Origin of the sequence: Enterococcus sp. AZ048 (assembly GCF_051715125.1) — a bacterium.
GTDB classification, from domain to species: domain Bacteria; phylum Bacillota; class Bacilli; order Lactobacillales; family Enterococcaceae; genus Enterococcus_A; species Enterococcus_A gilvus.
In genome coordinates, this window is sequence record NZ_JBIOTD010000002.1 from 632,128 (window position 1) to 646,198 (window position 14,071).

A 14,071-nucleotide genomic window follows, 5' to 3' on the forward strand; every position below is an offset into this window, starting at 1 on the left:
TGAAGAGGAGTATCCTGTATGTGAAGTAAACGCTTTCTAAAAAATTATGGAGGTCTTATGATGAAAGAAAAGAAACCAGCGTCAACTACTGTCTTGGAGAAAGACACGACACCATCCAAAGAATCTTTAACATCTCACGTCGATACTTTGGTAGAAAGGGCATTGATTGCTGAACAAAAATACGCACATTTCACACAAGAAAAAGTGGACAAAATCGTGAAGGCTGCTGCCCTAGCCGGATCTGAAGCTGCCTTGGTGCTGGCACATGAAGCAGTCTCCGAAACCAAGCGTGGTGTAGTAGAAGATAAAGATACAAAGAACCGCTTTGCTACCGAAAATGTGTTGAATTTGATCAAAGATGAAAAAACCGTTGGTGTTGTTGGCGAAGATAAAATTCGTGGTCAGGTCAAAATTGCTGCACCCCTTGGCGTATTAGCTGGTATCGTCCCTACAACGAATCCTACGTCAACGACCATGTTCAAAATTTTACTGACCTTGAAAACTAGAAATGCGATTGTCTTTGCTTTTCATCCACAAGCACAAGATTGTTCCGCTCATGCAGCCAAAATTTTATACGATGCTGCGGTAGCCGCCGGAGCACCCGAAGATATTATCCAGTGGATCGAGACGCCCTCTTTAGATAATACGACAGCTCTGATCAAAAATCCTAAAATCGCCTCCATCCTAGCCACTGGTGGACCTGGAATGGTAAATGCCGCATTAAAATCTGGTAATCCTTCCATGGGCGTCGGTGCTGGAAACGGCGTCGTATTTGTCGATCATACAGCCTTTCTTGACCGGGCTGTTGAGGATTTGCTTCTCTCCAAGCGCTTCGATAATGGTATGATTTGCGCAACTGAAAATTCAGTTGTCGTTGAAGAACCTGTTTACAAAGACTGGCTAGAAAAAATGCAAAAAAAGGGCGCCTATCTTGTTCCTAAGAAGGACTACGATAAAATAGCCAATTTCGTTTTCAATGAGAAACACGGAGTCAATGGAAATGTCGCTGGTATGTCCTGCAAATGGATTGCTGAGCATGCTGGAGTTGAACTTCCTGAAGAAAAAGATGTAATGTTGTTTGAATTAGACAAGAAAAACATTGGTGAAAAACTTTCATCTGAAAAATTAACGCCCCTGCTTTCTGTATACAAAGCGACAGATCGTCAAGATGCGATTGCTATCGTCGGGAAGTTATTAAGTTATCAAGGGGCTGGGCATAATGCAGCGATTCAAATTGGTTTACAAAAAGATCCGTTTATCAATGAGTTTAGCGACAAAACAAATGCTGCACGAGTGCTTGTCAACCAGCCAGACTCCATCGGCGCGATCGGAGATATTTATACAGACGCCTTGAAAGCAAGTCTTACACTAGGAACAGGATCATGGGGGAAGAATTCATTGTCACACAATCTATGTACAGACGATCTTTTGAATATCAAAACTGTAGCAAAACGACGCAATCGCCCTCAATGGGTGCGATTACCTGAAAAAATTTACTATGAAAATAATGCCATTTCCTATTTGCAAGATGATGTTGAAACCATCGATCGTGCGTTCATCGTTGCTGATCCGGGCATGGTTCAGTTTGGGTTTGTCGATACCGTATATAGTCAATTAGAATTACGCGAAAATGCAGTTGTCACTACCGTTTACGGGACAGTGCATCCAGATCCAACTTTGGGTCAAACGATCGAGATCGCTAAAAAAATGCGCGAATTCGCTCCAGATACCATCATAGCAATAGGTGGAGGCTCCGCATTAGATGCAGCCAAAATTGCCCGATTTATCTACGAGTTTTCACTGGGGCAAGAATCTGGGTTCCTTGATGATTACCGGAAAGTAAGCGAACTATTCTTAGAACTCCAACAAAAATTTATTGATATAAGAAAGCGGATCGTTCGTTTCCATCATCAAACAGAGACAAAGCTGATCTGTGTACCGACGACTTCAGGTACGGGTTCTGAAGTGACCCCGTTCGCAGTTATCACTGATGATGAAACACATGTGAAATATCCATTGACTGACTATGAATTAACGCCGCAGATCGCCATTGTTGATCCAGAGTTTGTCATGACCGTCCCTCGCAGGACTGTAGCTTTGTCTGGATTAGATACGTTGTCACACGCTTTGGAATCTTATGTTTCTGTAATGGCTTCAGATTTCACTCGACCTTGGTCGCTTGAAGCGATTAAGCTGGTTTTCGAGAACCTAGTAGACTCTTATAATTATGATCCAAAGAACCCAACCCGCGAAGGCGAACGAGCAAGAGCCAACATGCATTATGCTGCGACTTTAGGCGGCATGGCTTTTTCCAATGCCTTTCTAGGTATCAATCATTCTATTGCTCATAAGACTGGAGGAGAATTTGGATTACCCCATGGCCTTGTAATAACCATCGCGATGCAACATGTTATTCGTTTCAATGGGGCCTCAGGAAAAGTAAAAAGAAATCCTTACCCAAGATATGAAGTTTACCGTGCTCAAAAAGACTATGCAGATATCGCTAGATCACTTTGTCTAAAAGGCAGCACCGATGAGGCATTGGTTGATTCCTTATGTTTAGAAATTGCCAAGCTGGCTGAAAAGTTGGATGTTGATACAACCTTATCTGGAAATGGGGTTACAAAGGAGCATTTTGATGGGGCCATAGAAAAACTAATTGACCTTGTTTATAACGACCAATGTACACCAGCAAATCCTAGACAACCTGCTCTAAGTGAGATTCGTCAATTATTAATCGACCAGTTTTAAGCAGCCTTAAAAAATGAGGTTCAACGATTTACTCTTCATTATAGAAGCTAAATTAATCAAAAATGACTACCTAACTATTCGCAGTCTTTAAATAGAAAAATTGACGTCAAAATGAAGGACTGATTCTTGACGTCAATTTCTTTCTATTTTACGGTCAGATAAAAATAAGGAATAGAACAAGACTAAATAAATTGAAAATAAAATTTAACTATTAAATTTTAAGCATACAGATGGACTATGTTTTTGCATCCTCCAGCCATTAATTTACCTCTCAACTAGAATTGAAGGTTTTTAGAGAAGGTATCTATTGGAAACTATTTAATTTTAATTAGGAAAGGAAGGCTATTTACATGAATGACAAGGTACAATTGAAGGATCAGTATAGCTTATTTATAGATGGGAAATGGACAGCCTACGACGCGGAACGCGCACTGTTGGCAGTAAATCCCGCAAATGGAGACTGTCTTGCAAAATTTACAGATGCGACAGATGATGAAGTAGATTTAGCAGTCACTGCTGCTAACAACGCCTTAAAAGAATGGCGCAAGGTCTCTATTGAAGAACGCTCTCGGATTCTTTTAAAAATTGCTGACATTATCGATGAACACGCGGAGCATCTAGCACTAGTGGAAACATTAGATAACGGCAAGCCTCTGCGTGAAACACAAACTATCGATATCCCATATGGGGCCGATCACTTCCGTTACTTTGCCGGGGTCTTACGCTCAGAAGAAGGAACTGCCCAGCAATTGGATGAAACGACACTGACAATTAATCTAAAAGAACCCATCGGTGTAGTGGGACAAATCATTCCATGGAATTTCCCGTTCCTGATGGCCGCATGGAAAATCGCTCCTGCTTTAGCTGCTGGAAATACCATTATTATCCACCCTTCTTCTACCACCTCTTTAAGCATTTTGGAGTTTGCTCGGTTGATCCAAGAGGTATTGCCTCCTGGAGTTTTAAATGTTGTTACAGGGAAAGGATCTAAATCTGGAGAATATATGCTCCATCACGAAGGAATCGATAAATTGGCATTTACCGGATCTACTGAGGTTGGTTACAATGTAGCCATTTCTGCCGCAAAACGCTTAGTGCCAGCAACCTTGGAACTAGGTGGTAAATCAGCCAATATCTTCTTCAACGACATGCCCTATGAAAAAGCTTTGGATGGAGCACAATTAGGCATATTGTTCAATCAAGGGCAAGTTTGTTGTGCGGGTTCACGGATATTTGTACAATCTGGTATTTATGATCGTTTCGTAAAGGATTTGGCGGAGGCTTTCAACAAAGTGAATGTTGGGCTACCTTGGGAAGAGGGCATTCAAATGGGGGCTCAAATCAATGAAAATCAAGTCAAAACTATTTTGAAATATATTGACATTGCCAAAGAAGAAGGTGCTGCTATCAAGGCTGGTGGTACGCGTCTTGATACTAATGGATTGGAAAAAGGATGCTTTGTTGCCCCTACCCTGATTACGAATGTTACAAATGATATGAGAGTAGCTAAAGAAGAAATTTTTGGACCAGTAGCTGTCGTAATCAAGTTTGATGAGATCGATGAAGTTATCGAAATGGCCAATGATTCGATTTACGGCTTAGGCGGCGGCGTTTGGACGAAGGATCTGAACACTGCATTAACTGTGAGTCGTGCGTTAGAAACAGGACGTGTCTGGGTCAATACGTACAATCAAATCCCTGCGGGTGCACCATTTGGCGGGTACAAAAAATCAGGAATTGGCCGTGAAACATATAAATCTATGTTAGACGCCTATTCCCAGACAAAAAATATTATGATCGACACAAATAATGAGCCATCAGGATTTTATAGTTGATTTACAAAATAGTTAAAACCACCCGTCTGAACGGGTGGTTTTAATTCACTCTACATATTGAGTATCATTGATTTTAGCTACGGAGTAATGGTTGTCTTTATATTTGAGTGTAGTGACACTACAGTTATCAATAGCTTCTCCTTTATATTCCCCAGGAACCACCATTTCAAGTATAGTAGGAATCATGCTACCGGAAGAAACGATCAGAACCCTTTTCGCTTTTTTCTTTTTGGCGTCAGCGATCACTTTGTCCATTGCTGCTTGTCCTCTTTCAGTGATTTCTTCATACGTTTCAGCTACTTTTAATGAATCTGCCTCTGCAATGGCATCGGCTACTCCTTCATCGCCTAACGTATTCACCAGTTTGTCATAGTCCGTCCATTCCTCGTCAAACGTTAAATCATTTGCTTCAAAGATAGGTGTCCACATTTCAGCGTTTGTCTTACCTTCAAAGCCGCCGTAATTCCACTCCTTGAAGCCATCATGCTCCAAAATCTTGGGCTTTTTGTTTTCATTTTGCGCCAATATTTGTTTCGCTGTATTGCGTTGACGTCCTAAATCACTGGAATAAGCTAAATCAAACTTGATATTTTTCAACCCTTTACCAACCTGCTTCGCTTGTTCGATCCCTTTATCTGTCAATGGCGAGTCCGCAAAGCCTTGGACCTGCCCAGTTGTATTAAAAAATGTTTTTCCGTGACGGACAAGATAAATTGTTATCTCACTCTTTTTATCAGAAGCCTTTTCATTTGCCTGAGTAGAGATTCCGCCGATTAAGCTTAAGCCTAGTACTACTACCACAACTAATCCCCAAATCTTTTTCATTATTATAGTTCCTCCCCATTACTTTTAATTACATTTTGGAACCAACCAAATGAATCCTTTTTCGAACGGTGCAGGCTTCCTCTACCTTCATTGTCCAGATCAACGTAGATGAACCCATAACGTTTACTCATCTCTCCCGTTGAGGCACTAACTAGATCAATTGGGCCCCAAGTTAAGTACCCTATACACTCTACATAGTCCTCTTCAACTGCTTGTTTCACTGCTTTGATATGCTTTTGCAAATAATCGATGCGGTAATCGTCGTGAACGGTGCCTTCTTCCAGCTGATCAACCGCGCCTAGTCCATTTTCAGTGATCATGATTGGTAATTCGTATTTACGGTACAACAAATTCATTACAAATCGAATACCTATCGGGTCGATGCCCCAGCCCCATTTTGATTGCTCTAAATGAGGATTTTGAATGCCACCGAATAACGCAGTTTCTGCTTCGACAGGTGTGTTTGGCTCAGAAATACTCGACATATAATAATTCAAGCCGATAAAATCGATCGTACCTTTAGCAAAATCTTCGACATCACTCGATTGATTTTCTAGATCGATGTCTAATGCCTCGTATTGCTTCATTTTGTATTTTGGGAACTTGCCATTACACATCGCATCGACTTGATAATAATCTTTATCGTTGTCTAAAAAGCCTTTTAATACATTATCTGGTTGGCAATCGTATGAATAGATCGGGTTCAACCCAAAGACACAGCCAATGATATTATTCGAGTTTATCTCACGTCCTAAACGCGCGGCCTTGACTCCAGCTAACGTCATATTGTAGCCAATTCTTGCCAAGTCTTCAGTCGGATTTTCCATCTCACTATATTTCAAGCCAGCTATCAAATAGGTGAAGATGTCTGACTGCTCAGATTGCGGATCAAGGTGGTTCATCTCATTAAAGGTCACCCAATACTTTACCTTTCCATCATATGCTCGCATGACTGTTTCGCAATACTGAAGATAAAAATCGATGACCTGACGATTTTTCCATGATCCATATTCACAAACTAAGTGGATTGGCAATTCAAAGTGATACAGCGTCACAATTGGTTCGATATTGTTTGCTAACAATTCGTCGATTACTTGTTCATAAAAATCAAGTCCTCCTTGATTTGGCACTTGTTCATCTCCTTTAGGAAAAATACGCGACCAATCAATCGAAATACGTAAGGCGTTGAAGCCTATCTCTTTAAATAATTGAATATCTTCTTTGTAATGATGGTAAAAATCAATCCCCAGATGGGAAGGATAATCTAGCTTAGGGTCGATTGTTTCTGTAATCGTTCGCGGTTCATTGTTTGAACCCTTCGTGACAAAATCCATAATTGCTGGGCCTTTTCCAGCTTCTTGCCACGCACCTTCGCATTGATGGGCGGCGATACTACCGCCCCATAAAAAGTCTTTCTTAAACGTCATTGTCTGCTCCTTTTTATAAAATTACTGTCAGCAGTTCTTCATTCTGCTCATTGCTTGTTGAAATGACATCAAGATAGTCATTTGAATTTGTTACAACTACGATGATCACGGGATCAAAGCCAGCTTCTTCTACTTGATCCGCTTGATACTTCGCCAAAATATCCCCCTTTTTAATCTCTTGTCCCTGATCCACAAACCCTTCAAAATACTTTCCTTCCAGATTTACCGTATCCACACCAATATGAATCAATAATTCCACGCCATTTTTGGTTTTGATCCCATAAGCATGCTTCGTTGGAAATGCTACAGTAACCGTTCCTTCAACCGGAGAAATAATCGTTTCTTCTGCTTCAGAAGGCAGGATACCAACACCCTTTCCTAAAGCGCCAGATGCAAAGGCTTTATCGCTGATTTCACTCAGTGGAACCACAGTCCCCTCTGCGATTTTACCGATACATACCTGTTTTAAGTCTTGATTGCTTTCCAATGCTGCTACTAAATCCTTTTCTTCCAATTCTTCTTCGGTCTCTTCATCTGGAATACCTACACCGTAGGCCACAACTGCTGCTCCAGCAAAACCAACAATGACACTGACCAGCATCCAAATGAAGTTACTCGTACCGCCCGCCAAGTACGTTGGTAAAGCAGCTAAACCCCAGACAAAGCCCATTGTTTTTACACCAGTCAGTCCAGCGATCAGCCCACCAAGACCACCACCGATAATAACCGCTAAAAACGGCCGACGATATTTTACGAAGACTCCGAAAACAGCTGGCTCTGTAATTCCCATCAAGGCACTAAAGCTTACCGTACCGAACATTTGACGCTGATGTCCTTTTTTCGCACGTAAGAAGTAGCCAACCATAGCTCCACAAACCGCAATATCAGAAATGGTCGCCGCATGGTTGATGATTGGGTCATAGCCTAAAGTTCCTAGAAAATTCAACACGATGGGATAGGTAAAGTTGGCTGCGCCTAATACGATCAAGAATGGTTGGAATGCCGCATAAAGCATCACTACGATCCAATTACCAATCGTATTCATCAATAGATCAAAGAATGCACTGATACCATCGCCGATCAGTGTTCCAATTGGACCAAAAAAGACAAGTATAACCGGAAAGGTCAACACAAGAGACAAGGCGGGTACTAAGAAATACTGTAATCCGCTTGGGATAATTTTCTTTAAATACTTTGTCACGATGCTTAAAAACCAAACACCCAATAAAATCGGAATAAACGTGTTCGCGTAACCAATCGTTGGTAGGTTATAGCCAAATAAATTGAGTCCTTCTGCGCCATCAATATTAGTCGAAAGCAGAGCAACCGCTAAGGCCATCGCCACATACTCATTCAGTTTCATTCGCTTGGCCGCAGATGCTGCAATAAAGATTGGTAAGAAATGGAACACACCGCCGCGCAAGGTATCAAAAATCATATATGTCGAACTATCTTTCGAGACCAGCCCTGTTAACGAAATAATTGCCATGATCCCAGCGATCATACCAGCTGCTAATAAAACTTCGATGATAGATGTCATCGTTTCTGAAATCATCACTAAAATCGAAGAGGCGATTCCCTTGATTCCTTTCACCCTTGGTTTTTCAGCTTCTCCTCCATCGGGTTTTAAACCAAGCATCGCCATAAATTCATTGTAGACATCGGTTACATGCGTACCCACGATGATCTGATATGCAACTTCGTTTGAAACAACATCTATCACACCATCTAAATTTTTGATTTCCTGTGTTTTTGCTAAGTTTCGGTCATTCAATGTCAAACGTAAACGTGTTACGCAATGAGCGACTGCTTTAATATTTTCTTTTCCACCGACCAATTCAATTAGCTGCTTGTTTAGTTTTTCATAACTCATTTTTATTTCATCCTTTCTGTCACACGGTTGATGTGAAGCATCAAATAGGTTTCTTCATTGATTGAAATTTCTAAATTAAACTGTGTCTGCACATAGATTTTCATTTTTTGAACGGCTTTAAATGATTCTGGATACAGTTGGCAAACCTGCTTGTACAACTCCAAGGTTTCTGAGCCGTCATTAAAAATCTCTCCAGCAATAATTCGTTGGACAAAATATTGCAGATGAGTCGTGAAGCGCATATAATTCGTTGACTTTTCATCTAGATTTACATTGAAATGATGCTCTACGATAGAAAGCAAATCGCCTAATGTCCGCATCTCCAACACATAATCTTTGCGGCTTTCGCGACTTTCCTCCATGTTGACAAAATGTAAGCATAATGATACCGCTTCATCTTCCGGCAGTTGCAACCCTTTTTGCTCTTCAATCATTTTTAGTGCTTTGAGTCCTACGTTGAAATGATCAGGATAAAAACGTTTCGTATCCCAAATCAACGGACTCTTAATAAACTGCTGCTTATCCACTCGTTTCAACAAAAACTCCAAGTGATCAAGAAGAGCCAAACTCAAATAATCACTCGCCTTGATGCCAAGCTGTTTTTCTCCATAGGAAATAATGTTACTCACCAAAAGGATGTCATTCGGGTCAGAATGAGCGAGCAGATAGCTAAAATGATCCAGCATGTCAAAGGAATCGAGAATATACATTTTTTCGATTTCCTCTTCCACTATCTCTTGACCCTTTTTCTTCCTAAAACCAATACCTTTTGAAACGACGAAGACCTCATTTCCTCCACGTTTCACCAATGCAACGTTATTATTTAAAATTTGGCTGATCTTCATTTTTCCTCCTTTCCAGAAAAAAAACCCAAGAAAAGATACACTTAGACCTTGCGTCTACTGTGATCTTTTCCTGAGTTCTGCCTGATTATATTCAGTAACATACTCACAATCATGACTCCATCGCCATAATCGGTCTCTTTTCTACTGTACTTTACAGTATTATTCTAAGTGATGAAAGCATCAATGTCAACGCTTTCTTATAATGAGTTGATTTGACTATTCCCTAAATGCTTCTACAAATGGTGAATATAAAAAATGATTTTTAGCCCATGCGATACAAACAATTTAGTTATTTTTTTAATCACAACGATTATCATCCAAAAATATACCTACCTATGATATGGCTCCTCGGAAAACAAAGAAATGATAGCTGCGTGCCTCTTTAACAGTAACCTTCTTACCATTACAATGCTTGATAGGCAAGTACTAATGGTAGTTTCTAGCCAAGAATACTTCCAATTGAAAGAGTTGTCCAATCCATCTTATTTCATTTACTCTTATGATACGCAAACCATCCTCGCTCGTTGGACACCGTGCTATATCCTCTGTATTAAACTCCATTTTCCTTCAATAGAAAAGTAGAAAATCGAGGAATTCGCCAAAATTACATTTGGGGCTCAAATTTGCAGGGTTTTTAGAAGAATTTTTTTCCGAAAGGTTGATTTATCAGCTTTTCGGAAAAATCAAGGGCGGTTTTTCGTGCAAATTTGAGAGGGATATGCAAAATTGGCGGTTTTGACGTTTTTCCGATGTGTGGCGTATGGTGGACTTATCAATTGATACGAAATTAAAGGAGACGATACGATGACTGAGACACTTTTGACACACCGCCAGCTTTTTTCCATGACGCCGAAGAATCTTGAGAAGCGAATCTCGGAGCATTACTACAAAACGCAAAACAGCAGTTTGACGATCCAGTACGCATTGGCGCTGCGGGTCCGCTGCACGTTAGGCGCGCAGGAATTCAAGCATATTCTGCGGGATCTTATTCGCGAGCTTTTTCTGACGACGAAAGCGACACGGACGATGAAACGATTCTTTTATTATTTCCAAGACTATTTTATGGCGCCGGAATGGCGAAGCTTGAAGCTGCGGGTATTTCCGCTGCGGAATTTTGGCGAGAAGGCGGTGGCAGTGCTGCGTTCGTTGCTTTCGACTGACCGCCCTGATGAAGCGACAGAACACCGAGCCTCGAGTATGCGACCTTTGAGTATACCCCCTAGCCGACAGAGAAAGGATATGACACGATGAAACACAAATTAGTCGCAACATTTGCGAACGAGCGAGGCAAACAGCACAAATGGACCTATAAAGACATTGACACCGAATTGCCCGCGGAGACCATCAAAGAAGCCTGTGAATTATTGACGAACTTAGATATTTTTGAACAGGACGGCGTGAAGCTTTTTGATACCGTCGTTACTGCGAAGATCGTGACGACGATCGAACATGAGATTTTTGACCGAACGACGGATTCTTCTGAGGAAGCGGAGGAAGTGAAAGAAGCGACGTGCTGTGCTGCGAGTAAACGCGTGGAGGCTGTGGAACTGCCTGCGTTTGCGAAGAATCACGAGAATCAACCCGACTTTCCGACTGTCACTTTGCCGAATGTTCCTTTGGCTCAGCAATCCTCCAATGAAACTTTGTCCGCATCACCTGCGGATTCCGTTAAAACTAGCCCGACGGAAGCGACGAGAGAGGCGGTTTCAGCTTATCCAACGAAGGATTCCCCGCCAAAATCGCGGAAACGGCTCCTCTCCAGTCTGTTACGGCGAGAAAAACGGCAGCCTAAATAATTCGTCTCGACACTTCACGACTACTTTATTTGACCGATGCTGGCAGAGATCTGTTAAATTTCGAAAATGGGAGTCCGCATAAAAAATACCGATCAGCGTTTCTAATCGGTATCGAAGCTTATTTGTGGCGCATACTTTGATCGATCTTCGTCTACTCATTGGAAACGATTCGAGTAAAGGTTCCGTTTGTCACATGTAGTTCGGTATAGTTGTCCTGTTGAAGCTTGATATCCCAGAAATTATCTTTCGGAAAGCAAAATTTCTGAATGGTACGAATGCCGCCAACCATCGCTTTCATTCGAAAGGATACCTTTGGTTTATTTGGTCTGCACTTAGGCCTTCCCATAAACCAAAATCTTTTTCATCCAACTTCGCAAGCTTTTTCTTCAGCAAATAAGCTTGTTTTACGCCTGTTTCAATTGAATAATTTGAGATTAACGCGCTTTCGTTCCTGTATCAATCACTATCCCTTCGACAATAATCCATATACCCAAAAGCAAAGGCTTCGATCACTAGAAAGAAAGAAGAGGCGGTCTGAAGCCACCAATCGTTGGGATTTGGACTCCGACTACTTGAGGCGTACAAGGAGTGATCGGAGCGGCCGGACAAGACATTGTTCTGCATATTCGTGATGGAGACGATGGTGGCTCGGTGGGTGGAGAGAACATTCAGTACATTAAGAAGATGCTGATTTTCACCGGACAGTGACAGTACAAAGATCAAATCTTCTTCGTTGATATTTTCCATGATGCGTTTGAATTCGTTGGATTGTGAAGAGGCCGGGATCATTTGGGCTGGCTTTCCGATCAACAGCAGGAGACGCTGCAATTCTGCCGCTTGGTTTTGCTGGGTAACGCCAGTGCCTAATAAATAAACGTTTCGGCTAAGCTCTAGCGAACGATAAATAGTTTCCCATTTGTTGTCCTCGAGATAGGTGATCGTCCGTTTTGCGTCAGCAAAAATTCTATTTTTAAAAAGGCCTTCTTTCGCAGCATCGTTTGGATTACTTTGCCATTTTAAAAAATTTCGTAGTTCACTAAAACCTGTAAAGCCCAATTTTTGTGTAAAACGAATGACGGAGGATTTTGAAGAGTGGCAGATTTTCGCAAATTCATTGGTTCCCATGGCGGGGACTTCGTTGAGATTGGCATTGATCCATTTGACCATCTGAAGGTCCCCGTCGTTTAAGTTATCGTAATGTTGATTGACAATATCAGAAAAAAGCATCGGCCTTCTCCTTTCCGTTTTCTTCTTATTCTACCTGACAAAAAATGGAACGCAATGCCCTGATCCTGTTTGAAAAGGAAAAAAGTATCAATGATCGTTTCCAATCATCAATACTTTTCTGAACGGCGCTTATGTTAATTTTGGCCACCATTCGCCATTTGCTTCGATCATCTCATCTAAAATTTGTTTAGCTACCGAGGCTGAAGGAACAGTTTTGGATAGTGTCATGGCTTGCCATAATTTTTGATATGAATGTTCCTCAAAGGCATCTACCACTAATTTTTCGACTGCGACCTGCTGTTCGATCATCCCTTTTTGGAAATGTGGGATTTTCCCCATGCATAACGGTTCATAACCGCGCTTGCTTACGAGACATGGGACTTCTACCATCGCGTCATCGTCCAAATTCGCGATCGCGCCTTCATTTTTAACGATTAAAAGCATTCGTTCATAGGTATTGTAGGCAAGTGCGCCTGCTAATTGCACGATGAATTCAGCGTGTTCTCCAGCTTCAATGGTCGTGTCCTCTGCTGTTTGAGCAGCAGCGATCCGTTCACACTCCGCAAAGACGTTTTTCTCACGATTATCCATGACTTCGTTGGCTCGTGTGTAGTTTGGATCGGCGTGAGCGACGACATAATCGGGGTATAAGTAATATTTTAGATACGTGTTGGGTACCGTCGTCGGATCGACAGCGTAGACATCTTTGGCTTTTTGGAAGGTGTCCATCCAACTACTTTCTTCCAATAAAGGATTCTCTTCACCGCCGGCTGCCGCATATCCGTAATTTACTAGGTGCTCTTTTAATTTTGGCATGAGATCATTGCCTTGTTTGTCTGTCATCTCAGTCCACCAGCCGAAATGATTCAAGCCATAATAACGATCAACGATGTCACTTTCGTTCTCAAGACCGACGATTTCCGCAATGGATTTTTTGATGGCGACGGGCATATCGCAAATATTGATGATTTTGGCGTTTGGACGCATTCGTCTTGTCGCTTCCGCTACGATCGCTGCTGGATTGGAATAGTTGAGCATCCACGCATTCGGTGAATAGGTTTCCATACAATCGATCAGCTCCACCACGCCAGGAATCGACCGCATGCCATAGGCCATCCCGCCCGGTCCGCAGGTTTCTTGACCGACGACCCCATATTTTAGTGGTATTTTTTCATCTTTTTCTCGCATAGACAATCCACCCACGCGAATATGCGCCATGACAAAATCAACATCGGTAAAGGCTTCTTTTGGATCAGTTGTGGCTAAAAAATCGATTTCAGGTGCACGTTCCTTCACGATCACTTCACATGCTTTGGCGACGATACTTTGACGTTCTTCGTCATTGTCATAAAATTTTAATTGACGCAAAGGGAATTTCTCCTGATTTTCAATCAGCATCATGACGATGCCCGCGGTATAAGTGCTTCCTCCGCCTGCAATGACAACGGACTGTTTTTCTAACTTCATTCTTCTCTTCCTTTCACTTGTTAAA

Annotated in this window: 10 protein-coding genes and 1 pseudogene; 4 read left to right on the plus strand and 7 right to left on the minus strand. The window is 41.7% G+C overall.

Annotated elements, in window-relative coordinates:
• Nucleotides 1-57 precede the first annotated feature (57 nt).
• Both adhE and IGI66_RS16880 read left to right on the plus strand, forming a co-directional pair.
• On the plus strand, nt 58-2,751 hold the full coding sequence (gene adhE, locus IGI66_RS16875) for a bifunctional acetaldehyde-CoA/alcohol dehydrogenase (protein WP_438849678.1): 2,694 nt from the start codon (nt 58-60) through the stop codon (nt 2,749-2,751).
• A gap of 350 nt (nt 2,752-3,101) precedes the next feature.
• Nucleotides 3,102-4,586: an aldehyde dehydrogenase family protein gene (locus IGI66_RS16880; RefSeq protein WP_086304512.1), complete on the plus strand. Its 1,485-nt coding sequence runs from the start codon at nt 3,102-3,104 to the stop codon at nt 4,584-4,586.
• 45 nt (nt 4,587-4,631) lie between these two features.
• Here IGI66_RS16880 and IGI66_RS16885 read toward each other — a convergent pair whose 3' ends face one another.
• The 4 genes from IGI66_RS16885 to IGI66_RS16900 are packed head-to-tail and all read right to left on the minus strand — an operon-like array spanning nt 4,632 to nt 9,556.
• Entirely contained in the window at nt 4,632-5,411 is a 780-nt protein-coding gene (locus IGI66_RS16885; RefSeq protein ID WP_438849679.1) for a histidine phosphatase family protein, read from the minus strand.
• A 2-nt stretch (nt 5,412-5,413) separates the two neighbouring features.
• A complete protein-coding gene (locus tag IGI66_RS16890; protein ID WP_114525975.1) occupies nt 5,414-6,838 on the minus strand; it encodes a family 1 glycosylhydrolase in 1,425 nt (474 codons plus the stop codon).
• 13 nt (nt 6,839-6,851) lie between these two features.
• Entirely contained in the window at nt 6,852-8,711 is a 1,860-nt protein-coding gene (locus tag IGI66_RS16895) for a beta-glucoside-specific PTS transporter subunit IIABC (RefSeq protein WP_438849680.1), read from the minus strand.
• Between the two features lie 2 nt (nt 8,712-8,713).
• Nucleotides 8,714-9,556 (minus strand): PRD domain-containing protein, encoded by an 843-nt coding sequence (locus IGI66_RS16900; protein ID WP_367378968.1) that lies wholly within the window; start codon nt 9,554-9,556, stop codon nt 8,714-8,716.
• Nucleotides 9,557-10,360: 804 nt separating this feature from the next.
• Here IGI66_RS16900 and IGI66_RS16905 point away from each other — a divergent pair.
• Together IGI66_RS16905 and IGI66_RS16910 are read left to right on the plus strand one after the other, a co-directional pair.
• A pseudogene (locus IGI66_RS16905) lies at nt 10,361-10,738 on the plus strand (hypothetical protein); the annotation flags it as partial.
• 65 nt (nt 10,739-10,803) lie between these two features.
• Complete coding sequence (locus tag IGI66_RS16910; RefSeq protein WP_438849682.1) at nt 10,804-11,352, plus strand: DUF2922 family protein; 549 nt, start codon at nt 10,804-10,806, stop codon at nt 11,350-11,352.
• A 151-nt stretch (nt 11,353-11,503) separates the two neighbouring features.
• Here IGI66_RS16910 and IGI66_RS16915 read toward each other — a convergent pair whose 3' ends face one another.
• The 3 genes from IGI66_RS16915 to IGI66_RS16925 all read right to left on the minus strand — a co-directional run bounded on the left by IGI66_RS16915 (nt 11,504) and on the right by IGI66_RS16925 (nt 14,046).
• The gene (locus IGI66_RS16915; RefSeq protein WP_314574471.1) at nt 11,504-11,650 is read right to left on the minus strand and encodes a hypothetical protein; all 147 of its coding nucleotides are present in this window, start codon (nt 11,648-11,650) and stop codon (nt 11,504-11,506) included.
• 158 nt (nt 11,651-11,808) lie between these two features.
• Nucleotides 11,809-12,579 (minus strand): MurR/RpiR family transcriptional regulator, encoded by a 771-nt coding sequence (locus tag IGI66_RS16920; RefSeq protein WP_438849683.1) that lies wholly within the window; start codon nt 12,577-12,579, stop codon nt 11,809-11,811.
• Between the two features lie 129 nt (nt 12,580-12,708).
• Nucleotides 12,709-14,046, minus strand: coding sequence for a 6-phospho-alpha-glucosidase (locus tag IGI66_RS16925; protein ID WP_438849684.1), 1,338 nt, complete (start codon nt 14,044-14,046; stop codon nt 12,709-12,711).
• Nucleotides 14,047-14,071 lie beyond the last annotated feature (25 nt).